Below are 24471 nucleotides of genomic sequence, written 5' to 3'. Positions count from 1 at the left end.
CGACCACAAGTTGCTAACTTGGTAAAAAAAGCGCTGTCTACCACGATCATAGACTGCTACATTATTATTGAATTGTTTATTCCCTACTCAGGTTGGTAGGGATAATTACCGCAACACAATAGAGGTAGCCTATGTATCCACACCTCACAGGTTTAGGTATTCATGATCCTAAACAGATTGAGCGCTATTCCCTTCGTCAAGAAGCGCACAAGGATGTGTTAAAAATCTATTTTCATAAACAGAAAGGTGAGCTGTTTGCGAAAAGCGTCAAGTTTAAGTACCCGCGACAGGTCAAAAATGTGCTTGTCGATAGTGGTAGCCACAAATACAAAGAAGTCACCGAAATCAATCGCAACCTTACCCTTGTTATTGATGAGTTAAACAAACTCACCAAGCCAGCAACGATTGTTGAGGTGGATGTTAAGCAGAAGATTTTGTCTGATTTACGCCATCTTGAGAAAGTGGTCTCAAGTAAGATTGCTGAAATCGAAGCGGATTTAGAAAAACTTAAGTAACAAGTAATAAACTGCAAGGGCTGGCGATAAACGCCAGCCCTTTTGTTTTAAATTTAGATAGTGAACTCATTCCATTCGAACAGTCACAACCAGCCAGCGTAGCGACCTACTAGGTATAAAGAAATCGCCGCCATCACGCCAGCCACAATATCATCAACCATGATCCCTAAACCGCCATGAACCCGTTTATCCAACCAACCAATCGGCCATGGTTTGACCATATCAAAGAAGCGAAATAACACAAATCCAGTCAGCAACCACTTCCAATCGGCACTAGAAAGGTTAAGTAACGGCACCACTAACATGGTGATCCAGAAGCCGGCAAACTCATCCCAGACTATCGAGCCGTGATCATGCACCCCCATGTCATCAGAAGTCACTTGGCAGATTTTAATTCCAACCAAGCAAGCTACGATCACGGCAATGATATACAGCGACAACGGCAATTGAACCAAAAGTAAGTAAAATGGAATCGAGGCTAATGTTCCCATAGTGCCGGGTACCACAGGCGACAATCCACTACCAAATCCGGTAGCTAACAAGTGCCATGGATTTTTTAAAGAGATAAGTGATAAAGGGTTGGTCATAATAGGTGCTGTCTATTTAAAGTGATCGTAGCCGCTCAAATCCCAATTTACGGGTTGGCTGTTGCTGTGTAAATCAAATGTTCCTTGCGGCCGAATCTGACCAATACAAGTGATACTTGCTCCACAGTGACTCAGTGCGCTATCCAGCGAGCCTTTGTTTTGTTCAGGAGCAGTGAAGCAGAGCTCGTACTCTTCTCCACTCGTCAGCGCATATTGCTGCGCCTTGCTACGAGAACCCAAAAATTGAATCAACTCGTTGGAGATTGGCAACTTAGATACATCTAGGCTAACGCCTACTTGTGAGCGTTGCAAAATATGTTTGATATCAGAGATCAGGCCATCAGAAATATCGATGGCAGAACTTGCGAGACCGAGTAGAGCTTGGCCGACCAGCACCCTTGGCGTTGCTAGATAATGCCTTTTTTCAAGCTCTTGCGCATAAGGTTTGTTTGCTAGGTTCGCATCAAGGATGACATCCAGTCCAGCCTTACTATCGCCTAAACTGCCTGTCACGTAGACCCAATCCCCCACTTGTGCCCCGTTGCGGCGTAGCGCTTTTATAGGGTCAACTAACCCTTGCACGGTTAAGGTTAAGCTCAATGACCCTTTGGTTGTATCGCCACCAATAAGTTGAATTCCGTAATAATCTGCCAATTTGAAAAACGCATCACAAAACGGAGCCAACCATACTTCATTAGGCTCTGGCATAGTTAGAGCCAAAGAAACCCAAGCTGGAGTGGCTCCCATCGCGGCCAAGTCACTAATATTTGACACTAACGCCTTGTGTGCCACCCAAGCAGGGTCGGCGCTAGCAAGAAAATGAGTTCCCGCCACAAGTGTATCGGTACTGATGGCAACAGAAAGGTTGGTTGGGACTTGTACTAGCGCACAATCATCTCCCGCAGCAAGCAAGACATCTTTGCGCTGATTCTGGCGACCAACAAAATATTTCTCGATTAAATTAAACTCGCCTGACATATCTTTTTTCTGAGTTATTTTAGCTCATAAAAAAGGTCAGCAAATGCTGACCTTTTAATCATCTCGTCTGATTACTTCTTACGTACGTGAGGTGCGGCTTTATCTAGCACACCATTGACGAATTTGTGGCTATCTTCTGCGGCGAAAACTTTAGCAAGTTCAATCGCTTCGTTGATGACCACTTTGTAAGGTACGTCTTCACGACGTGTCATTTCATACATAGCAAGACGAAGCAAGGCCAGCTCCATCATGTCCAAATCTTGCATTGGACGCGCTGTGTATGGACGAATCTTACTATCTAGCTCTGTGTGACTTAGCACAACACCTGTTAGTAGGTCACGGAAGTACGCAACGTCTGTGTCTGGACTAGAAAGCGCAGGCTCTGATGCATGATGCTCTTCTTCATCATACTTACCACCTGACAAAAATTGCTCTTCAATAGTAGCAACATTTTCTTTAGTAATTTGCCAAGAGTAGATCGCTTGTAGAGCGAATCGACGTGCATTACGACGTGCGGCTGGTTTCACACTGGCCCCCATTAGGAATCGATTTCTGAAAGAACGTTAATCATCTCAAGTGCGCTTAGTGCAGCCTCTGCACCTTTATTACCAGCCTTGGTTCCTGCGCGCTCAATTGCTTGGTCAATTGTATCAACGGTTAGTACGCCAAATGCCACTGGAAGGCTGTATTCCAGAGAAACTTGCGCAAGACCTTTGTTACATTCACTACAAACATAGTCGAAATGCGGCGTGCCGCCACGAATTACAGTGCCAAGAGATACGATTGCATCAAATTTACCTGTTTTCGCAACACGCTGAGCAACCAATGGCAGTTCAACGGCACCAGGACAGCGAACAACGGTAATGTTGTCTTCGCTAACTTGGCCATGGCGTTTTAAAGTATCGATTGCACCAGACAATAGACTTTCGTTAATAAAACTGTTGAAACGAGAAATAACGATAGCAATTTTTGCGTTTGGCGCTGGGAAGCCACCCTCGATCACTTTCATAAGCCTTCCTTTAACTATGTTCATCAAGTGAGAATCGCCGGATTCTAGCACAATTCTGTGAGCAATATCTAATAGAAATTAGCCCAAGTGGATTTGTCTAAAAATTTCCGGCATCCGTATTTCTAGCGCTATATTGACCGGGAATAAAGCCGCTCGATTTAGAGCCTCGGCTAAAACTTTGCTGCAATGAAGCGCCATAGATAAGCGGCTATTCGCAAACGTATTCCACTACGTTAAGACCAAAACCACCCAGTGCATGATATTTCTTATTGGTCGAAGAAAGTAAACGCATGTCATGAACACCAAGGTCTTGCAATATTTGCGAGCCAACACCAACACGGCGTGACGTGCCCTGTTTCTTAGCTAATGTTGGCGCTTGGCCTTTATCTTGTGCTTCAAACATTTTCACGCGATGGATAAGCAGATCGGTCGACTCTTCATTGCCTAAAATCACCAGTACACCGCCTTCTTGACCAATACGTGCCATCGCTTTGTCTAATGTCCAGCTACGTTCAGCATTTCTGTCACTACGTAAAAGGTCAGTAAAGGTATCTTGCAAATGAACACGAACGAGTGGCGTTTGAGCCGTTAAGTCGCCATTACGTAACGCATAATGAACCTGGTTATCGATAGTGTCGCGGTAGGTAACCAGATCAAACTCACCATATTCCGTCGGGAGCTTACATTCAGCCACACGTTCAATGGTCGTCTCAGTGTTATTACGATATTCGATCAGGTCGGCAATCGTACCCAGTTTAATATCGTGTTTTTCTGCAAACACTTCTAAATCAGGGCGGCGCGCCATGGTGCCGTCATCGTTGAGGATTTCCACAATCACGCCAGAAGGTTCTAATCCAGCCAGTCTTGCTAAGTCGCAGCCCGCCTCTGTATGACCAGCACGCGTCAACACACCACCTTCTTGCGCAGCGAGTGGGAAAATATGCCCGGGTTGAACAAGATCCGCGGCTTTAGCATCTTTGGCGACAGCAGCTTGAACCGTGCGAGCGCGGTCAGCAGCCGAAATCCCCGTAGTCACACCTTCGGCGGCTTCAATGGATACCGTAAAATTGGTGGTGTACTGAGCATTATTATCTTGCACCATTGGGGGTAACCCCAGACGCTCACAACGCTCTTTGGTCATAGTTAAACAAATCAAACCACGACCGTGCGTCGCCATAAAATTAATCGCTTCAGGAGTGACATGCTCAGCCGCCATGATCAGATCGCCTTCATTTTCGCGATCTTCGTCATCCATCAAAATGACCATTTTTCCTAAGCGGATATCTTCGATAATTTCTTGTGGCGTACTAATTGGCATCTTGGTATTCCTATTGTTCTAGCTTGTGCGAATAAATGTATCGGCACTGCTTTTATTATGCAAAACCGTTTTGCTGTAAAAAGTCCATCGTAATACGAGACTCAGGTTGCTGCTGTTGACTGGTTAACAGTCGCTCCATATAGCGCGCTAGCACATCAACTTCGAGATTCACTTTACGTCCGACATGGAAATCAGCAATGGTCGTTTCCTCACTAGTATGAGGGACTATAGTCAACTTAAATGCGTTCTTACGTAAATCATTGACCGTCAAGCTGATGCCATCGACAGTAATTGAGCCCTTTTCTGCAACATACTTGCTAATTTCACTCGGCATCGCGACCCAAAATTCAATCGCCCGACCGACCATATTGCGTTCAACGATTTCGCCCACACCATCGACGTGGCCAGACACAATGTGACCTCCAAGCCTGGTTGTCGGCAACATCGCTTTTTCCAAATTGACCTTGTCACCTGCCTGATAATCAGCAAAGCCGGTTTTTTGCAAGGTTTCCAATGAAAGGTCAGCGCTGTAGCTGGTTGCGCTATAGTCAACAACAGTCAGGCAAACTCCATTGGTGGCAATGCTGTCACCGAGTTTTACGTCTGACATATCCAACTTGCCAACCTCAACAGTCACGCTGATGTCTTCGCCTTTTGGCGTTATCGCAGTTAAGGTTCCGACTGCTTCTACAATACCTGTAAACATGATTACGATTCTTTTTGGTTTAAAGTGGCAATGATACGAAGATCTTTGCCCACTTGTCTTACATCTTTAATATCGAGTTCGATAACCTGTGCCATGGATTCTAGGCCTAAAGCGCCAAGCAAACCACGCCCATCACTGCCCATAATTTTAGGCGCTAGATAGACGACCAGCTCATCGACCAAGTTTTGTTTGATCAGGCTGCTCGCCAAGGTCGCCCCCGCCTCAACCCAGACATGATTGATATTATGCTGTTCAGCCAGCACTTTTAACATTGAGGCTAAATCAATTTGCTGCGAACTATTCAAGCTAGGTGAGATATCTCCGCTCGGAGAAACAATCAGCCGCTGCCCTTGAGTGGAAAATAGTTTTAGCTCTGGGGTCAGTTGCTGCTGGCGATCCAAAATTACTCGGGTAGGTTGGCGTAAATCCTTTTGCGGGTAAAGACACTGCACGCTGTCTGGCAACTCGTCCCAGCGCACATTGAGTGACGCATTGTCGTCTATTACCGTTTTACTCGTCGAGAGGATTGCACCACTCTTAGCACGAAACCTTTGCACATCTCGACGAGCCTCGGGTGAGGTAATCCACTGACTTTCACCATTGGCTAATGCAGTTTGGCCATCAAGGCTGGCCGCCAGTTTCAATTGTACAAACGGCATCCCGGTTTTCATTTTTTTAATGAACGCCGGATTTAGCGCAAGCGCATCTTGCTCAAGTAACCCTACCTCAACCTCAATCCCTGCGTCGCGTAGCATTTGAATACCGCGCCCAGACACTTGTGGATTGGGGTCTTGCATTGCACAGATCACTTTTGCGACTTTGGCTTTGATGAGCCCTTCAGCACAAGGTGGTGTACGTCCATAGTGGGAGCAAGGTTCTAGCGTGACATAAGCCGTGGCGCCAAGCGTTTTTTCACCAGCCATTCGTAGCGCATGAACTTCCGCATGCGGCTCACCCGCTCGAAAGTGAAAACCTTCACCGACAATCTCACCGTTATTGACGATGACACAGCCAACATTCGGGTTAGGTGCAGTGGTAAAGATGCCGCCTTTTGCCAATTCAATGGCACGCGACATCATCTGAAAATCCTGGGGGGTAAAAGTGGTCATTGCAATTCGTTTTTAATCCTCTAAGCGAGCGATCTCTTCGCCAAATTCTCGGATATCTTCAAAGCTTCGATACACAGAAGCAAAACGAATGTAGGCAACCTTATCCAATTCTTTGAGCTGATCCATAACTAGGTTACCGATCATTTCACTCGGCACTTCTCGTTCACCTGTCGCGCGCAGTTGCGACTTGATCAAACTGATCGCAACATCGACAGCATCGGCACTGACTGGTCTTTTCTCCAAAGCGCGTTGCAGACCACCAACCATCTTGTCTTCATTAAACGGTTCACGGTTGCCGTTAGATTTAATCACCCTCGGCATCACCAGCTCAGCGGTTTCAAAGGTTGTGAAGCGCTCACTACACGCCAAACATTGACGACGGCGACGAACCTGATGACCATCAGCAACCAAACGAGAATCGATCACTTTGGTGTCATTCTCAGAACAAAAAGGACAATGCATATCACCTCCATATTAGTGAATGACAGTTTACCGGATTAAACAAAGCGCGCAAAAGCAAAAGGGGCTTGTTAGCCCCTTTTCAATCAATGTTTAGCTAGATTTGTTAACTACGCGACAAGTAGTTGGCTTTGCCGACCCATTTATAGCTGGTTAACTCTTCCAAACCCATCGGCCCACGCGCATGCAGCTTTTGCGTAGAAACCGCGACTTCGGCACCGAGTCCAAACTGAGCGCCATCGGTAAAGCGCGTCGAAGCATTAACATACACAGCGGCAGAACCGACTGAGTTAATAAATCGTTCTGAATTTTCTAAGCTGTTGGTCATGATCGCATCGGAGTGACTCGCATTATGCACGCGCATATGCTCAATCGCCTCTGCCACATCGGCAACAACTTTTACGCCTAAGGTAAAACTCAACCACTCGGTATCAAAGTCACCTTCGCCCGCATCGCGCAATTCTTTTGCATTACTCAGCAGTGCTTTCGCTTTTGGTTCTGCAACCAGAGTAACCTTATCCGTTAAACGTTCCGCTAGCATAGGTAAAAACTCAGGCGCTACTGTTTCGTGAACCAGTAAAGTATCTAATGAGTTACAGGCCGATGGACGCTGAACTTTAGCGTTTTCAACCACGGCCAAAGACTTAGCAAGATCGGCACTCTCATCAACAAAAATGTGGCTGATACCAAAGCCACCAATGATGACCGGAATAGTGCTGTTTTCTTTACACATTTTGTGCAAGCCTGCCCCACCACGCGGGATGATCATATCCACATAGTCATCCAGTTTAAGTAGTTGAGATACAAGCTCGCGATCTGGTTTTTCGATGTATTGTACCGATGCGGCAGGAAGTTTTGCTTTGGCCAATGCGGACTGAATCACCTTAACCAGCTCCATGTTGGAGAAGAAGGTCTCTTTACCGCCACGCAAGATACTCGCGTTACCGGTTTTAAGACACAGCGCCGCGATGTCGATGGTGACGTTAGGACGTGCTTCGTATATCACACCAACCACACCAAGTGGCACACGGCGACGAGATAACGACATGCCATTTTCTAACACTTTACCGTCGAGTTCACTCCCGACAGGATCGTTAAGAGTAATCACATTACGCACATCATTCGCGATACCAGCTAAGCGCTCTTGGTTAAGCAGCAATCGGTCAAGCAGTGCTTCAGTCAGACCCGCTTCGCGCCCTTTAGCGATATCTTTGGCGTTCGCGGCTAGAATAGTTTCCGCATTCGCTTCTAATTCATCAGCAATAATCGCCAGAGCTTGGTTTTTTTGCGCCGTTGACGCTGTTGCTAATTGGAAAGCCGCCTCTTTGGCAGCCATACCCATTGAAATCAATTCCACGTTCTCTTTCCTTACTCTTGGATTACGACCATATCATCACGGTGAAGCACTTCATTACCGTAGTCATAACCTAAAATCCCAATAATGTCTTTACTGTGTTTGCCGACGATTTTCGCCATATCTTGGCTCGAGTAGCTGGCAATCCCACGCGCAATTAAAGTGCCTTTGCTATCGGTGACACGAACCACATCTCCACGGGCAAAATGACCGCTGACTTTGGTTAAACCTTTGGCGAGCAAGCTACTGCCTTTGCCAATCACAGCGTTAACCGCGCCATCATCAATCACGATGTCGCCAGACGCCGCTGGGCCTGCCAAAATCCAACGCTTACGGTTTTCTAATGCCTCTTCACATGGCAAGAATCGCGTGCCTTGTGGCTGATCGCCCAGTGAATCAAATACGACGTTTGGCGCGCTTCCCGCAGCAATAATGACTTCGATTCCCGCACGGCGAGCAATGTCGGCCGCTTGCAGCTTAGTCGCCATACCACCAGTGCCTAGTGTGGTGCCACTTCCACCGGCAATCTTACGCAAAGTATCGTCGATGGTTTTGACTTCTTTGATCAATTCAGCGTTTGGGTCTTTACGCGGATCTGCGGTAAACAACCCTTTTTGATCTGTGAGCAATAAGAGTTTATCTGCACCGCACAAAATCCCCACCAGAGCAGAAAGGTTGTCGTTATCACCCACTTTGATTTCACTAGTTGCAACGGCGTCGTTTTCATTAACGACCGGAATAATATCGTGCTCGACCAAAGCATTAATGGTGTCGCGCGCATTTAAAAATCGCTCACGATCTTCTAGATCAGCACGCGTCAACAGCATCTGGCCGATTTTTAGTCCATAGATAGCAAACAAAGATTCCCAAGTTTGAATCAATTGACTTTGTCCTACCGCAGCGAGGAGTTGTTTACTTGCCATAGAATTGGGCAGTGCGGGGTAACCTAGGTGTTCGCGCCCTGCCGCAATCGCGCCTGACGAAACCATGACCACTGAGTGGCCTTGTTTTTTAAGCTCAGCACATTGACGCACTAACTCAACCATGTGAGCGCGATCCAACGCCAATGTTCCACCTGTTAAAACACTCGTACCTAGTTTAACCACCACAGTTTTCGACTGAGATGCATTTCCGCTTTGTTTAGTCATTGCCTTTCTACTATGAAAAATAAAATTCGACACAATCAACACTCGCCATTTGGGGCGAAAATGATTGATTGGACCTGATGTTTTAGCAATCTACTGATAATTTAACAAGCAGAAAAGGCGCTATATAGCGCCTTTTTGTATCAGAAAAATGATAAGTAAAAGAAATTAGACGAATTCGACAGATTCTTCATGCATCTCTACTGAAATTTCAAATTCACTCTGTAGTGTTTTGACCAGTTTCTGATGGAAAGCTTCTTGAGTTCGAGTGACATCTTGGATAGATTTTTTTGGTAGCGCTTTTTCTTGCCACTCCCCGCTGGCGTCATAAAGACCTGAACGATAGCGAGCCTCAAACACTTCACCATTTCGTTCTAGTTCTAACCACCAGCCCCAAAATTCGCGTTGCTCAGGGGATTTTTTGTCATTGACGCATACTGACAAACAATCAAATAAATACGCATCTTCCTTACATTGCACTTCGCGCAAATAAGGACCAATGGCTCTAAGCGTCGACAGTAAACGGTAATGGGTCGGACCTTTCGTCTGTTCAGACATAATGAATCTCCATATTCATTAACTTATTATTGTAACGCGCCACTCAGGACTAAGAAGTCTGGGTAACCCGTATAGTTAAGTGTTGTCTAAATTAGTCGAAATGTCATCTAATTAGCTCCTCCTCCAACCACTTGATCGCTAAATCGAGGGATTGCTCATATCCTTGTGTAATCGTCTTGGAACTAATTCTCTTCGCTTTACCGTAGTCGCTGAACAGCGCCACTAGCTGGTTATCGCTATGCGGAGAAATGGGATCGTTTTCTAAACTCATCGCCAGTATCGGCACACGAGTCTTGCGGCTGCCTAAGATCCCCTGAACCTTGAGTGACCACGCCATAAGTTGACCAGATAAGCTACTAATATCGACCGTATTTTTACCAATTCTTGACGCCAAAACATCAAGGTACATTTGCGGCATTTTTTTCAATTTAGCAGGTGAAGAGAGAACATCATGAATAGGAGCACCCAGAGACACACAAGCTTTGATCTTATCTTGTTCCATAAAGGATAAACGCACCATCGCGTTGCCACCAAAGCGAAAACCGATCAGACCGACTTTGTGGTGATCTACCCATGGAATGCTACGCAGCTCGTTCAATACCGCCTGATGAAGACACGACGTATCTTCAGTAAGGTTCCAATGAGTATTGTGACCAATCGAAGGCATATCAACGGTTAACATCGCGATATTCTTTTCTGCTAGGTAGTTTCTAAATAGATTCCACATGTCCGTTTGCAAGCTATCTAACCCAGCACTGACCATAACAACCGGCTGAGGTTTTTCAGTACTAGTGAGATGCAAATGAGCGACGATCGATTTACGTTGGTAAGGAACCTCAATGCGCTTAATTATGTATTTGGTTTTATTGCTCGCTTCGGTATAGGCACTGCTCGCCAACACTTGAGCTTGAGTCGCTAGGTTGTCGTTCTTTAGATGTGGGTATCCGGCAATACTGAAGCATAACGACGCATTAAACATTTCATCAGCCGCCTCTTCACCTTTCAGTTTGGCAGAGCGCTGTTGATGCAACATACCCAGCTTTATCCACTCATACGTCCAGTTTCCACTGTGATACCCCATGACGGTATCTAACCAGTCATCATGAGTACGAGAGTGCTTTGACGCGGCAATCTTTGCTAAAACAGCTTCAATTTCAATCGGGTCTAGCCCTTGCCACGACCACTGCATTCGGCGCAAGTTGCGATACCACTTGTAACCATCTTCTTCGCGCTTTTGCTCCAAAAACGTTTGGCTAGTGGGCATATATTGCGTGAGTGCCGATGTCTCTTTGGCTTGCTTATGATTGGTAAACAGTGACTCGGAGAGGTTCTTACTGACTTCCTCAGACATAGGTTACGACCTAAATAATGACATTTACTCAATAGTAATAAAAAAAATGACCCAAGAAAGGGTCATTTATCAAGAATGTGCATCGATATGGCTCAATTCACTACTTTTGTTTGCGGTTGATTGGTTCAACGTACTGAATTGACATGTCCCAAGGCTGTTCAATCCATGTATCTTGCGCAATATCGACAACATAATCATCAAGCAATTCAACACCTGCTGGCTTAGCACAAACCGCAATCAATTTCGCTTTCGGGTACATTTCACGTAACTTACGTGCCGTATCACCACTGTCTACTAGGTCTTCAACGATCAGGAAGCCTTCACCGTCACCTTCAGGCGCTTTGACAACCGTCATATCACGTTGGTGGTCGTGGTCGTAGCTAGAGATACAGATGGTATCGACATGACGAATACCAAGCTCACGCGCCAAAATAGCGCCTGGAACCAGACCACCACGACTTACCGCCCAGATACCTTTCCATTGCTCAGCTGGCATTTGTTTTTCTGCCAATTCACGACAAAGTGTGTGCATTTGGTCCCAAGTGATAATGAATTTTTTACTCATTGTAATAACCTAATAGTTTTTAAAATCTGCATCCCCTCAACACGTCACGCGTTAACGGACGATTGCAAAAAGACAATGTGGGGGAAAAGCTACGCAAACGTTTATTTTAACGCAGGCGCTATACAATACCAATGGCGAATTTCTCTGTTTTACAAAAATAATCGCCATAGCAGATACCCTGCTATGGCGAAAAATAATGCTGTTGCTGTAATTTAACGAATAATATTACAAGCGAGTATTAAGCCACCAAATACTTGATGATGAACACAGCTGACAATACCCATACACTCACAGAAACTTCACGGCCGCGACCACTGAGTAACTTAATTGCGGCATAAGAGATGAAGCCCAGCGCAATACCTTCTGCGATAGAGTAAGTTAGTGGCATCAGCAAACATGTCACGACAACAGGTGCAGCTTCTGTTAGATCACGCCAATCGATACTGACCAAACCAGACATCATCAAGATAGCGACGTAGAATAACGCACCTGCGGTTGCATACGCAGGAATCATACCCGCTAGTGGTGAGAAAAAGAGTGCTAAAAGGAATAAAACACCAACCACGACAGCAGTAAGACCGGTTCTGCCACCCGCAGCAACGCCAGCAGTAGACTCAACATAAGAGGTTGTGCTCGAAGTACCTAGCATCGCACCCACAGATGTTGCCGTTGAATCCGCTAGCAGTGCTTTGCTCAAACGCGGCAATTTGCCATCTTCTTTGATTAAATCCGCTTTGGTCGCGACGCCGACTAAGGTGCCCGCGGTATCGAATAAATCAACAAACAAGAATGCGAAAACCACAGAGATCATGCCCACTTCGAATACATCAACAATGTTCATTTCCAACAATGTCGGGGCAATACTCGGAGGTGTCGACATAACGCCACCCCATTGCACGTCACCAATAACCAAACCAAGCGCAGTAATAATTAAGATGGCAATCATCACAGCGCCGCGAACGCCGCGATAAACCAAACCAATCGTCAGGAAGAAGCCAAGTGCAGCCAATGCAGGCTGAAGACCTGTGATATGACCAAGGCCAACTAAAGTCGCTGGATTATCAACAACAATGCCTGAGTTCTGCAGACCAATGAACGCGAGGAATAAACCAATACCCGCCGAAATACCCGTGCGCAGTGACATTGGAATCGAGTTAATGATCCATTCGCGGATCTTAAACACACTCAATGCCATAAAAATAATACCGGACACAAACACCGCACCCAAAGCAACTTGCCATGTATGTCCCATGCCAAGTACGACACCGTAGGTGAAAAAGGCGTTTAGACCCATACCAGGCGCCAATGCGATCGGGTAATTGGCGACAAAACCCATAATGAAACAGCCAATAGCCGCAGCAAGACAGGTCGCAACGAAAACAGCGCCTTTGTCCATGCCTGCATCAGCTAGCATCGCAGGGTTAACAAAAATAATGTAAGCCATCGTCAGGAAAGTAGTGATACCCGCGATAATTTCAGTTCTGACGTTTGTGCCGTGCTCACTGAGTTTGAACAGTTTTTCGAACATGATCGAATCCTAAAGAGGTAAAAAGTAAACGGTTGCGTAATCGATTGGCACGAATTATAAAGTCATCAAATAGTAAATTCCAGATAGAATTAAGACTCTAAATAATATTTCTAACGACAACTAAGTTATTCAATCGATTACATTTGAAATAGGATATAGATAAGGCTTTATTTATCAGTAACTAACAAAAAATAAACGTAATGTTTAAAAAAGTGGATTTTTTGTACCATGTTGCAAACTTTCAGGCACAAAGAAGTTAATTTGCCTCTTCTTGATATGAATTTATGCGAATAAATTGGCAAGCATTGAGCTAGGATGAAAAACCTTAGGGTTGGTGAGCAAATTATGAACACAATTTGCGTTAGATAAAAAAACGCCACTCAAATTGAGTGGCGGTTGAATCACTTCAGCTAACAATAAGCTGTAAAAAAATTCCAATAATAGGGGGTGAACAAACTGTTCGAGAGTAACAAGCAGTGGCTTAGTAACCGAAGCTTGTTGGGTAAGTAAAGCTGCCAGTGTAAACAGAGTTGTTTAACCAGAACGCTGCACTTGGTAAACCTTTCATAACTATCACCTTCTAAATCAATGAAAACAGACTATACGTATTGATCTCTCAGTTCCTTGGAGGCGATAAATTCGGACTCATCCTTTGAGCATTTTTTCTTCGCTTTGGAAGTTGGTTATAAATATACCTCAAAGAAATTTAATTACAAGCTAAATGGTGACAAAAATCACATAAATTTCAAAAAATGACCAAGAACAACCTAATCGTGTAATTAAATTACAAAAATATCAATTTAGCCTTTCCAATCATTAAGATTGTATTGAGTATAGATGCACATCAAAAACCGTACGTAATCTCGATTTTGTGATAACAGCGAAACATTTGGCCTGCGCTTTTACTACACCCTTAAGTGCGGGAATGCTATTCTGTGCGCCACTACCCCATGATCAAGATGGTTTTTTATCCTACCTGAGTAGAAATAAAATACATTTAATCTGGCATTATCCCATCAAAGGAGTTATCCGTGTCTGAATTCCATTCTGAAATTAGCAGCTTATCACCCACTCCACTGTGGCAGTTTTTCGATAAGATCTGTTCAATCCCTCACCCATCAAAGCACGAAGAAGCCCTTGCTCAATACATAGTTACTTGGGCTAAAGAGCAAGGTTTAAACGTTCGTCGCGATACAACTGGCAACGTGTTCATTAAAAAGCCAGCAACCGCAGGGATGGAAAATAAGAAAGGTGTAGTACTTCAAGCGCACATAGACATGGTGCCACAAAAGAACGAAGACACAGATCATGACTTCGCAAAAGATCCGATTCAACCTTATATTGATGGTGAATGGGTGACGGCGAAAGGCACCACACTTGGCTCAGACAACGGTATCGGCATGGCGTCATGTCTTGCGGTGCTTGCTTCTACTGATATTCAGCACGGTCCGATTGAAGTTCTACTGACCATTGATGAAGAAGCAGGGATGACAGGGGCATTTGGCCTTGAAGCTGGCTGGTTGGAAGGCGATATCCTTCTCAATACTGATTCAGAACAAGAAGGCGAAGTTTACATGGGTTGCGCTGGCGGTATTGATGGCCAAATGACATTCGATATTAAGCGCGAAGCCATTCCAGCGGGTTTTGTTACTCGTCAACTTATCTTGAAAGGTTTAAAAGGCGGTCACTCAGGGTGTGACATTCATACCGGTCGCGGCAACGCCAACAAACTGATTGCGCGTTTCCTTGCCGGTCACGTGCGAGAGCTGGATCTACGCCTGATCGAATTCCGCGGTGGTAGCCTGCGTAATGCGATTCCGCGTGAGGCGTTTGTTACGGTTGCACTGCCTGCTGCAAACGAAGCGAAACTTGCCGAGCTTTTCACCTATTACACTGATCTGTTAACGCAAGAACTAGGTAAAGTAGAAACCAACATCGTTTCTTTCAACGAAGCAATTACAACTCATGAGCAAGCAATCTGTTTGGCAGACCAACAGCGCTTCATCGCTGCACTGAATGCTTGTCCGAACGGTGTCCTTCGCATGAGTGATGAGATTGAAGGCGTCGTTGAAACATCGCTCAACGTCGGTGTTGTTACGACGGAAGAGAACAAGATTAATGTGCTTTGCCTAGTGCGCTCATTGATCGATTCAGGCCGCCAGCAAGTGGAGAGCACACTAGCTTCTGTTGCTGAATTAGCCGGTGCTAGCATTGAGTTCTCTGGGGCTTATCCAGGCTGGAAACCTGATGCAGATTCAGAAATCATGGCGATCTTCCGTGATATGTACCAAGGTATCTACGGTCACAAACCTAACATCATGGTCATTCACGCAGGTCTTGAGTGTGGTCTGTTCAAAGAACCTTACCCAAACATGGATATGGTCTCATTTGGTCCAACAATTAAATTCCCTCACTCGCCAGATGAAAAAGTGAAAATTGATACTGTCGCTCTATACTGGGAACAAATGGTCGCGCTACTAGAAGCGATTCCTGAAAAAGCGTAATCACCACCGTTCAAATCTCACCTTAAAGCCAGCGTAATCGCGCTGGCTTTTTTGTTCTTTTTCACAAACAAACCATAAATTTATTTTGTCGTAACGGTGATTTATTTTCGTTAGTCAACACTCAATATGGTTGCTACAGTCGCCAGCCTTGAAGCACCCATGGGTATATTCTTTACCCTCTTCAGGCACGATACTCGGCATTAAACGACCGTGTTCCGTTGGTGATGCTCTCCTCATTCGAGCATCTTAAATACTCTCTTAAATATTGTTACTGCGATGAAAGAAAAGCTACTTGTTGGTTGGCGAGAAACTCTTAGCCTGCCAAACCTTGGCATTGAGAAAATTAATGCAAAAATTGATACCGGAGCCAAAACCTCTTGTTTACACGCATTCAAAGTAGAGAGCTTTAAGAAGCAAGACGCTCTGTGGGTTCGCTTCTGGCTCCACCCGATTCAGCACAATACTGACGTAGAAACCGTGTGCGAAGCTCTGGTGGTTGACGAACGTGTTGTACGCGATTCTGGCGGCCACGAAGAACTGCGCTACGTGATCGAATCTGAATTGAGCATCGGTGGTAAAAGCTGGCCAATCGAAATTACCTTAACCAATCGCGAAAACATGGCTTTTCGAATGTTACTAGGCCGCAGCGCTATGCACCATCGTATCGCGGTTGACCCTGTCGAATCGTTTTTAATCCCTTTCGAGGAAAATAAATAATGAAAATTGGTATTCTATCTCGTAACTCACGCTTGTATTCAACCCAACGTTTGATTGAAGCGGCTAAAAACCGTGGTCATGAGGTCAAGGTTGTTGATGCACTTCGTTGCTATATGAATATCAACTCGGATAAACCTGAGATTCATTTCAAAGGTGAAGAGCTCTCTGGCTTCGACGCGATTATTCCTCGAATTGGTGCCTCGGTTACTTTCTATGGCACTGCCGTACTACGCCAGTTTGAAATGCTCGGCGTTTACCCGGTCAATGAATCGGTTGCCATTACCCGTTCACGTGACAAGTTGCGTTCGATGCAGCTCCTGTCGCGTAAAGGGATCGGCATGCCAATCACAGGTTTTGCCAGTAAACCGGATGACGTAAAAGATCTGCTTGATATGGTTGGCGGAGCCCCAGTCGTGATCAAACTACTCGAAGGGACTCAGGGAATTGGTGTCGTGCTGGCAGAAACGCGTAAAGCAGCAGAGAGTGTTGTCGAAGCCTTTATGGGTTTGAAAGCCAACATTATGGTACAAGAATATATTAAAGAAGCGGGTGGTGCGGACATTCGTTGTTTTGTTATCGGTGACAAAGTCATTGCCGCGATGAAACGACAAGGGGCTGAAGGCGAGTTTCGTTCCAACCTTCACCGCGGAGGTAGTGCTTCCTTAGTGAAAATCACGCCGGAAGAGCGCCGCACAGCAGTTGCGGCGGCTAAAATTATGGGGCTTAATGTCGCAGGTGTCGATCTGCTAAGATCAGAGCGTGGTCCATTGGTTATGGAAGTAAACTCATCTCCAGGTCTTGAAGGTATAGAGGCCGCGACTGGCAAAGATATCGCTGGAATGATTATCGAGTTTATTGAGAGAAATGCGGCGAGCAGAAGGACGAAAACCCGTGGCAAAGGTTAAAAAAAACAGTGTATTTGAATTTCTCGGCGAGTCTGTCTCGCCGGGAGAAAGGCGGGTCATAGAGTTAGAATCCGCCAAGCTCTATACCCATTCACCACTGTCGATTCCGGTGGAGATCATTAACGGTCTGAATGCAGGCCCAGTTCTAATGGTCAATGCGGCGATACATGGTGATGAGCTTAATGGCGTCGAAATCGTTCGCCAGTTGATCAACACCATTGACGCGAAAAAACTCAAAGGTACCTTAATCGCTGTGCCTATCGTCAATGTATTTGGCTTTATACATAAATCGCGCTATCTGCCGGACAGACGGGATCTCAACCGCTGCTTTCCAGGCAGTGAAAAAGGTTCGCTTGCCTCACGCATGGCGCATACTTTCTTTTCTCAAGTGGCCCAGCGCTGTGACTATATTCTCGACCTTCACACCGGAGCGATTCATCGTACCAATTTACCGCAAATCCGCGCTGATCTAAGTAATCCGGAAACCCTGCGAATCGCGCAAGCCTTTGCAACTCCTGTCGTCATTGACTCTCCATTGAGAGAAGGTTCACTGCGCAGCGAAGCGGAACGACTCAATATTCCAGTCCTCACTTATGAAGCAGGAGAAGCGTTACGCTTTGAGCCAATCTGTATCAATGCTGGCTTTTTAGGCGTCAAACGCGTTATGCAGGCGATTGGTATGGTGCGAAAAAGTCGCAAAAAATTGCCGACCTCAGTCATCGCCAAATCGACCAGCTGGCTACGAGCAGAAAACGATGGCATTTTACGTACCGTGGTGACACTCGGGGAAAAAGTTAACCGCGGACAGGTTCTGGCATACATCAGTGCCCCACTTGGTCACAGCGAGATAGAAATTACAGCACGTAAAGGGGGAATTGTTATTGGTCAACAAACCCTGCCGTTAGTTAATGAGGGCGATGCAATTTTCCACTTAGCTTACTTTGAAGAAGATGATCAAGAAGTATCACAAGTGGTAGAAGAGTTTATTGGCGAAGTCTCAGATGCCGATTTAGAGCCGCTCACAACGGGTCAAATAAACTCCCCCTCATAACCTAAATTCAAAACAGCCCGCTTAGTGCGGGCTGTTTGTTTACGTATTAGGTTTAACCAAACGATGCCCAAATAACAGTCGCCACTAAAATCGGGCAGACGAATTTGACATACGCAGGCCAAAGCTTACCAAACCAACCTTGGGTAAATTCAGGACACCCCTGCTCTAACTCTTTTATCTTGGAGTGTCGACTCCACACCCAGCCACCAAATAGACAAAACAGCAGCGCAGCAGCCGGTTGCAAATATTGCGTAGCAATCATCGCCACTAGGCCAAACATGGCAGCAAAGTTGTAGACAATAATGACACTAAACAGCGCAATTAAACCTCCCAATACCCAACTGGTAGAGGTGCGTTTAGTATGGAAGCGTTCACTGACTAAAGCTACCGGGCATTCAAGCATTGAAATTGATGAAGTCAAGGCAGCAATCGTCAGCAACAAAAAGAACACAATTAAAAAGATCTGCCCAAGCCAGCCTAGACTGTCAAACATTAGCGGTAATACGGTGAACACTAAGGTATCAGAACTCAACAGCGAGCCATCTTGCGCGTAGATTTGCACGCCTTTTTGCATTGCCACAAACATGGCTGGCATCACCACCAAACCTGCAACAAACGCCACAGCTGTATCAACCAAGGTGACGTTCATTGCCATCTTGGGTAGGTTTTCTTTCTTACTCAAATACGAACCATAGATCAGCATTGAACAGCCGCCAATGGTCAGCGAGAAAAAACCCTGTCCCATTGCGGCTAAAATCAGCTTACGATCCATAACCTTGTCAAAATCAGGAACCAAGTAATGCTTAAGTCCTTCCATTGCGCCGCTTTGCGTCATGATATATACAAACAACAACGCAAACAGTGCAAATAGCGCAGGCATTAACCGTGTCGACCACTTTTCTATACCCTGCTTCACCCCACCTTGAACAATTAATACCGTCAACACATAAAAGCTGATGGTACCGAACAAATTGCGCTCTACACTAAAGCCTTTAAACCAGGTTGTTGCTGCTTCCATACCCAGTAGGTCGGTGATTGCCCCGAGTAAAAAACAGATCAACCAACCGCCAACGATACTATAAAACGCAAGCACTGCGCTTGGCACACTAAGACCAATCCAACCGACCGCCGCTCCGACTTTTTGGCTCATCGGATTGGAGGTTAGTGAACGCATACTATCAACCGGGTTTGCTTGACCATGACGTCCGATCGCCATTTCCACCACCAACATAGGAAAGGCAACGACTAGGATCATAAGCAGATAAACAACCAGAAAGGCGCCACCGCCATTACTTGCTGCTTGAGTTGGAAATCCCCAAATGTTGCCGAGACCAACAGCGGCACCCGCTGCGGCAAGAATAAATCCAAGACGAGAGCCGAAATGCTCCCTTGATTGAGCGTTGTCTACTTGTGCCATACCACTTAAATTCGCACCAATGAACTAGTTAGCTAGTACATTAATACAAAACACTATCAATCACAATATAAATAGCAGTTATGAGAGGCTCCAGGTCAAATCTACAGCAAAACAAACTTGTAAACTAACATTGACACATCAAGTTATCTATAAGAAGGCAAAGTAATATCGGGAGTGGGGATCGCTAGAACGTATTAGCAGCAACACGAGGATAGCGTGGTGTTGCTGCCAAATAACTAACTGCCATGAAAGCGATTAGATTAAATCGTAAAAACTTGGTAATCCTTTAGAGCTGGTATCTTATTGTGCAATTGCTGTTCTTGCTCTGCCATTTGATCCAATGAATCGCAGAAAGCTTCGGTTTGCTCTTCCACTTCAGCAGAGTGCTGCTTCAAACGTTCCGCTATGCGCTCTTTGAGTTCGGTCATCGAGTTCGCCATCTCGGTTAAATTTATCCCGCTTTCTGCCTGCATTTTTTCTGACATGGCGTTGAACGCACTGGTAATGAATTCTTCATTAAAGATCGCTTTAGCCTTTTCAAAATCTTCAGACCAGGTTTCACTCAAGGATCCAAAACTATCAGCAGGTAGAACCAAGTCACCGTTTTGATAGTAACGAGCTTCAATGTCTGCATAAAATTGCTGCATGGCTTGTTTTACACTTTCAAACGCTTCAGGGGCATCAAAACTTTGTGCCACATCATCGACAATATCATTTGCTAGCGCTAAACCGTCTTGTGCTATTTGCTTCGCTCTAGGCAAATAGTCATTCAAGCTATCGCGGTATTGCTCAACAGCCTGTTGCTGGTCACGGCTCAGTTCAATTTTTTCACCGTGAATCAGTAAGTTATTGTCAGAATCAATCACTGCTTTATCACCACTGGTTTGAACAATTTCCAATCGTTCACCATTGAGATGAATTTCATTTTCCAAATCCACCTTACACTGTACAGCGTAAACTGGACTCGAAAGCAGCAAAGGCAAGGCAAGTAATACTTTTTTCATCGTCATTCCACTCATTTCATTGATGACTAACATAGCAAATCTACACGCTGGTTTGTCAGCTTATAGTTTCTATTTCATAGTTGTAGTCAATTTTACCAATCTTGTAACTGACTTCATCGCCCACCCTCTTGGCTTTTAGTGCTTTTCCTAGTGGTGAATCGAAGGTCACCAGCATAATCGAGTGATGTTGAAGGGGGACTTTTAACCCACCAGCACAGGGCGCGAGAAAAAAACATTGGCGTTTATCGTCAACGTCTAGCAATGAAACGAGACTTCCAAGCATGACCTTATCGGGCGCGTCTGGCAGTAACATAGTGGTGATACGTTGTATTTCTTGCTCGCACTCCTGAACACGCATCGCTTGCCCGTGGGCTAGATAAGACGCTTCTAATGCCAGCGTATCATATTTATGTTCGGGCACCGTTTCTTCATCCGTTGCTGACTCAATGGCTCTCTGCGCCGAACTAACCGCCACCGCGAGCTTGCTACGCAAAAACGACACAATTGCTTGGCGCAAGTCCAATTTATTCATACTAAAATCATGTTCCATGCTCGTTATAACCATTAGAATACCTGTGACCACGCGAGAAGAGAATAGCAGGACAGCCACATGGACACTTTGACGCACCAATCACTCATTGAGCAAACACTTAAACAGACATTTGGCTTTGAGCATCTCCGCGCAGGTCAGAAACAGGCGATCGAAACCATACTCGCAGGACGCTCGTGTGCGGCAATCTTTCCCACTGGTTCAGGAAAGTCATTGTGTTATCAGCTCCCCGCAACGATTTTACCTCACCTAACCTTGGTTGTTTCTCCTCTGCTTGCGTTGATGAAAGATCAACTGGCTTTTTTACACAGTAAAAATATCGCCGCCGCTTCAATTGATTCCAGCCAGAGCCGTGAAGATACACAGCAAGTGATGGAACGAGTGCGTCAGGGTGAGATTAAAGTTCTGATGATCTCAGTAGAAAGACTTAAGAACGAACGCTTTCGCCAATTTATCGCTCAAGTTCCAATATCCATGTTGGTCGTTGATGAGGCGCACTGTATCTCAGAATGGGGGCATAACTTTCGCCCCGATTATTTAAAGCTGCCTCATTACTTAAAACAGTTCAATATTCCCCAAGCGTTACTCCTGACTGCCACTGCCACCCAAGCGGTAATTGATGATATGAAAGAGAAATTCTCGATTGCTGACAGCGATGTGGTCGTAACGGGGTTTTATCGGGCAAACTTAGATTTAACTGTCGTGCCATGCGAAGACGAAAACAAAACAGAGATGCTGCTCGAACTCATCCGCCCCGCACCAACGCAACCAACTGTCGTCTATGTCACGCTTCAGCAAAGCGCTGAATCTGTCGCGAAAGTACTGCTCAAAGCGGGCATCAATGCCCACGCCTATCACGCAGGAATGAAACCGGACGTTCGTGAGTCAATCCAAGATCAGTTTATGCGCGGCGAACTCGATTGTATCGTTGCTACTATCGCCTTTGGTATGGGAGTTGATAAGTCAGATATTCGCCGGGTAATCCACTTTGATCTACCGAAGTCCATCGAGAACTATGCGCAAGAGATTGGCCGCGCCGGGCGCGATGGCTTGCCCGCAAAATGTGTCTTGCTCGCCAATCAAAATGGCTTGAGTACTCTTGAGAACTTTATCTACGGCGATACACCTGAACCAAGCGATATACGCAATCTTCTTGAGCAAGCCTTGGATAGTGCCCCCCAATGGGAAGTCGTGCTTTCGCGACTCTCAACTGAGACTAACATTCGCCAACTGCCACTCAAAACCTTATTAGTGTATATGGAAATGGCCGGTGTGATTGCCGCGAAATACAGTTACTATGCCGACTATCGCTTTAAGTTTGTTCAAGATAAGCAGTTTATTATCAATCAATTTGATACTGAGCGACAGCATTTCGTCTCTGCGTTATTTGAATGCTCGAGCCAAGCAAAGATTTGGTGCCAGGTCGATTTTGATGCTTTGTGGATGCAGTTCCAAGGAGAACGACAACGCGCAATTGCAGCACTCGATTACTTTAATGAAAAAGGCTGGATAGAGCTCGAAAGCAAACTGATGACTGAGGTATATCAAGTAACGCCTGTCAATCAAAGTGTTGACGAGCTGACCGAACATCTATCAGCTCTGTTTAAAGACAAAGAGCGTAGTGATGTTGAACGAATACACAACCTATTGAATTACTTTCAGTCACAGCAATGTTTGAGCGCAGGACTAGCTAACTATTTCGCTGACCATAATGCGCCCTCTCAATGCGGTCATTGCAGTGTATGTCGAGGCGATATTGCTCGCTTACCTAAACCAAACTATGAGCAGCATTCCCGCGAGCAGATAATGATTTGGGTAAACGAGCTTGAGGACAGGGCGGGTAAACAGCTCTCGTTACAGCTTAAAGCTAAGTTTTTGTGCGGGATTGCAACCCCCAAGTTTACCAAGCTAAAGGCGCGCGGTTTATCTGGCTTCGCTAAGCTCGAAGCGACACCATTCGCCCAAGTGCTAGAGCAAATTGACGGCTAAAAGAAACTCAACTGCTTGGTCTGTTCTTCAGGTTTCAGCATCACACTTAGCCCGAGTAAGCGGATCTCTCGTCCTTGCTGGCGCTTTAATATGTCGCGCAGCAACTGTTTGAAATATTCCAACTCTAATTCAGTGTGAATATGTTCAATTGTGGTCAACTGAAAATCGGCAAACTTTAGCTTGATGCCTTGTTTGATGATCGCTTTATCTGGCGATGCTTTGCTCAAGCGGCTTTCCAGCTCGGGAAACAACTTTTCTTCTATCACCTGCCAACACTGTTCATAAGAGGTGATATTCTGACTAAAGGTGCGCTCGACGCCGACCGATTTCCGCTCACGCTCAACAACAACTTCACGATTGTCTATCCCGTGACTCTTGTTCCATAGCGATGCACCCAATCGACCGAACTTGAGCAGCAATTCACGATAGTCGCTATTCTTGATATCTTCACCGATATAAAAACCCGCTTGATGCAGCTTCTCTAGACTGACTTTGCCGACACCGGGAATTTTCTCAAGGGGTAGCTTGTCGACCACCTGCTGAACTTTATCAGGAGGAATAACATATTGACCATTGGGTTTGTTCATATCTGAAGCGACTTTGGCTAAAAATTTTACCGGCGCGACACCGGCTGAAGCCGTTAAAGCCAATTCTTGCCATATATCTCGCCGTATTGCTTCAGCGATTAACGTTGCAGATCCTTGATAATGCGTACATTCAGTGACATCGAGAAACGCCTCATCCAATGACAAAGGTTCAATGAGCAAGGTATAGCGAGAAAAAATTTCCCTAATCTGTTTCGATACGGCTTTATAAACCTGCATTCTGCCTGGCACAACTAAAAGCTGCGGACAAAGTTGCAATGCTTTCGCAGTAGGCATGGCACTGCGAATGCCGAACTTTCTGGCTTCGTAATTACAAGTACTTAATACACCACGCTGTTTCTCGTGACCGCCAACCGCAAGTGGACGACCTCGGTAAGCGGGATTGTCTCGCATCTCTACCGCAGCATAGAAGCAATCCATATCAACATGGATTATCTTGCGTATTCGCTCGCTCGCCATGATTACTCAACAATAAAAAGCTGTATATAAAAACAGTATAAATTATTTAACGATACAAGCAAACACCCACGCCCCCCCTGAATAGGAT

Annotated in this window: 24 protein-coding genes; 6 read left to right on the top strand and 18 right to left on the bottom strand. The window is 45.5% G+C overall.

All coding sequences use genetic code 11. The features are described 5' to 3' along the window. Positions 1-131: 131 nt before the first annotated feature. Positions 132-515, top strand: a complete 384-nt coding sequence (locus TW81_RS14505; RefSeq protein ID WP_045956441.1) for a DUF3461 family protein — start codon at positions 132-134, stop codon at positions 513-515. Between the two features lie 83 nt (positions 516-598). Here the strand turns inward: TW81_RS14505 and pgpA are convergent, their stop codons facing one another. From pgpA to TW81_RS14435, 14 genes are all read right to left on the bottom strand, one after another. After that, positions 599-1102, bottom strand: a complete 504-nt coding sequence (gene pgpA / locus TW81_RS14500) for a phosphatidylglycerophosphatase A (RefSeq protein WP_045956440.1) — start codon at positions 1100-1102, stop codon at positions 599-601. 12 nt (positions 1103-1114) lie between these two features. Beyond that, positions 1115-2080, bottom strand: a complete 966-nt coding sequence (gene thiL, locus TW81_RS14495; protein WP_045956439.1) for a thiamine-phosphate kinase — start codon at positions 2078-2080, stop codon at positions 1115-1117. Positions 2081-2151: 71 nt separating this feature from the next. After that, positions 2152-2619, bottom strand: coding sequence for a transcription antitermination factor NusB (nusB, locus tag TW81_RS14490; protein WP_045956438.1), 468 nt, complete (start codon positions 2617-2619; stop codon positions 2152-2154). Continuing rightward, positions 2619-3089: a 6,7-dimethyl-8-ribityllumazine synthase gene (gene ribH / locus TW81_RS14485; RefSeq protein ID WP_004415274.1), complete on the bottom strand. Its 471-nt coding sequence runs from the start codon at positions 3087-3089 to the stop codon at positions 2619-2621. The genes nusB and ribH overlap by 1 nt, the downstream gene beginning before the upstream one ends. A gap of 208 nt (positions 3090-3297) precedes the next feature. After that, on the bottom strand, positions 3298-4407 hold the full coding sequence (gene ribBA, locus TW81_RS14480; RefSeq protein ID WP_045956437.1) for a bifunctional 3,4-dihydroxy-2-butanone-4-phosphate synthase/GTP cyclohydrolase II: 1110 nt from the start codon (positions 4405-4407) through the stop codon (positions 3298-3300). Positions 4408-4462: 55 nt separating this feature from the next. Further along, a complete protein-coding gene (locus TW81_RS14475; RefSeq protein ID WP_045956436.1) occupies positions 4463-5113 on the bottom strand; it encodes a riboflavin synthase in 651 nt (216 codons plus the stop codon). A gap of 2 nt (positions 5114-5115) precedes the next feature. Next, a complete protein-coding gene (gene ribD, locus TW81_RS14470) occupies positions 5116-6222 on the bottom strand; it encodes a bifunctional diaminohydroxyphosphoribosylaminopyrimidine deaminase/5-amino-6-(5-phosphoribosylamino)uracil reductase RibD (protein ID WP_045956435.1) in 1107 nt (368 codons plus the stop codon). 12 nt (positions 6223-6234) lie between these two features. After that, positions 6235-6684 carry a transcriptional regulator NrdR gene (gene nrdR / locus TW81_RS14465; protein WP_004744882.1) on the bottom strand — a complete coding sequence of 150 codons (450 nt, stop codon included), beginning with the start codon at positions 6682-6684 and terminating at the stop codon, positions 6235-6237. Between the two features lie 103 nt (positions 6685-6787). Further along, positions 6788-8038, bottom strand: a complete 1251-nt coding sequence (locus tag TW81_RS14460) for a glutamate-5-semialdehyde dehydrogenase (protein WP_045956434.1) — start codon at positions 8036-8038, stop codon at positions 6788-6790. An 11-nt stretch (positions 8039-8049) separates the two neighbouring features. Then, on the bottom strand, positions 8050-9183 hold the full coding sequence (proB, locus tag TW81_RS14455) for a glutamate 5-kinase (RefSeq protein WP_045956433.1): 1134 nt from the start codon (positions 9181-9183) through the stop codon (positions 8050-8052). A gap of 165 nt (positions 9184-9348) precedes the next feature. After that, positions 9349-9738, bottom strand: a complete 390-nt coding sequence (crl, locus tag TW81_RS14450; protein WP_045956432.1) for a sigma factor-binding protein Crl — start codon at positions 9736-9738, stop codon at positions 9349-9351. Positions 9739-9841: 103 nt separating this feature from the next. Beyond that, positions 9842-11089 (bottom strand): esterase FrsA, encoded by a 1248-nt coding sequence (frsA, locus tag TW81_RS14445; protein WP_045956431.1) that lies wholly within the window; start codon positions 11087-11089, stop codon positions 9842-9844. A gap of 100 nt (positions 11090-11189) precedes the next feature. Beyond that, positions 11190-11654 carry a xanthine phosphoribosyltransferase gene (gpt, locus tag TW81_RS14440; protein WP_045956430.1) on the bottom strand — a complete coding sequence of 155 codons (465 nt, stop codon included), beginning with the start codon at positions 11652-11654 and terminating at the stop codon, positions 11190-11192. A 238-nt stretch (positions 11655-11892) separates the two neighbouring features. After that, positions 11893-13182: an NCS2 family permease gene (locus tag TW81_RS14435; RefSeq protein ID WP_045956429.1), complete on the bottom strand. Its 1290-nt coding sequence runs from the start codon at positions 13180-13182 to the stop codon at positions 11893-11895. Between the two features lie 1031 nt (positions 13183-14213). On the opposite strand from TW81_RS14435, the gene TW81_RS14430 reads away from it, so the two are divergent. The 4 genes from TW81_RS14430 (at position 14214) to TW81_RS14415 (ending at position 18359) form a co-directional block, all read left to right on the top strand. Beyond that, positions 14214-15686, top strand: a complete 1473-nt coding sequence (locus TW81_RS14430; RefSeq protein WP_045956428.1) for an aminoacyl-histidine dipeptidase — start codon at positions 14214-14216, stop codon at positions 15684-15686. A 276-nt stretch (positions 15687-15962) separates the two neighbouring features. Continuing rightward, entirely contained in the window at positions 15963-16403 is a 441-nt protein-coding gene (locus TW81_RS14425) for an ATP-dependent zinc protease family protein (RefSeq protein WP_045956427.1), read from the top strand. Beyond that, entirely contained in the window at positions 16403-17308 is a 906-nt protein-coding gene (gene rimK, locus TW81_RS14420; protein WP_045956426.1) for a 30S ribosomal protein S6--L-glutamate ligase, read from the top strand. Before TW81_RS14425 ends, rimK begins: the two co-directional genes overlap by 1 nt. After that, a complete protein-coding gene (locus TW81_RS14415) occupies positions 17295-18359 on the top strand; it encodes a succinylglutamate desuccinylase/aspartoacylase family protein (RefSeq protein ID WP_420835065.1) in 1065 nt (354 codons plus the stop codon). Before rimK ends, TW81_RS14415 begins: the two co-directional genes overlap by 14 nt. 52 nt (positions 18360-18411) lie before the next feature. On the opposite strand, the gene TW81_RS14410 is transcribed toward TW81_RS14415, so the two are convergent. The 3 genes from TW81_RS14410 to TW81_RS14400 all read right to left on the bottom strand — a co-directional run bounded on the left by TW81_RS14410 (position 18412) and on the right by TW81_RS14400 (position 21312). Next, the gene (locus TW81_RS14410) at positions 18412-19776 is read right to left on the bottom strand and encodes a sodium-dependent transporter (protein ID WP_045956424.1); all 1365 of its coding nucleotides are present in this window, start codon (positions 19774-19776) and stop codon (positions 18412-18414) included. Between the two features lie 260 nt (positions 19777-20036). Continuing rightward, a complete protein-coding gene (locus TW81_RS14405; protein ID WP_045956495.1) occupies positions 20037-20780 on the bottom strand; it encodes a YggN family protein in 744 nt (247 codons plus the stop codon). A 55-nt stretch (positions 20781-20835) separates the two neighbouring features. Continuing rightward, positions 20836-21312, bottom strand: coding sequence for a GreA/GreB family elongation factor (locus tag TW81_RS14400; RefSeq protein ID WP_045956494.1), 477 nt, complete (start codon positions 21310-21312; stop codon positions 20836-20838). A gap of 78 nt (positions 21313-21390) precedes the next feature. Here TW81_RS14400 and TW81_RS14395 point away from each other — a divergent pair, with 78 nt between their 5' ends. Beyond that, positions 21391-23319 carry a RecQ family ATP-dependent DNA helicase gene (locus TW81_RS14395; protein ID WP_045956423.1) on the top strand — a complete coding sequence of 643 codons (1929 nt, stop codon included), beginning with the start codon at positions 21391-21393 and terminating at the stop codon, positions 23317-23319. Here the strand turns inward: TW81_RS14395 and dinB are convergent. Beyond that, entirely contained in the window at positions 23316-24383 is a 1068-nt protein-coding gene (gene dinB, locus TW81_RS14390) for a DNA polymerase IV (RefSeq protein WP_045956422.1), read from the bottom strand. The two genes, TW81_RS14395 and dinB, sit on opposite strands and share 4 nt — an antisense overlap. Between the last annotated feature and the right edge of the window lie 88 nt (positions 24384-24471).

Source organism: Vibrio galatheae (genome assembly GCF_000967545.1).
In the GTDB taxonomy this organism is placed as follows: domain Bacteria; phylum Pseudomonadota; class Gammaproteobacteria; order Enterobacterales; family Vibrionaceae; genus Vibrio; species Vibrio galatheae.
Note: the sequence above shows the minus strand (reverse complement) of the source record. Positions and strands in the feature narration are given on the sequence as shown.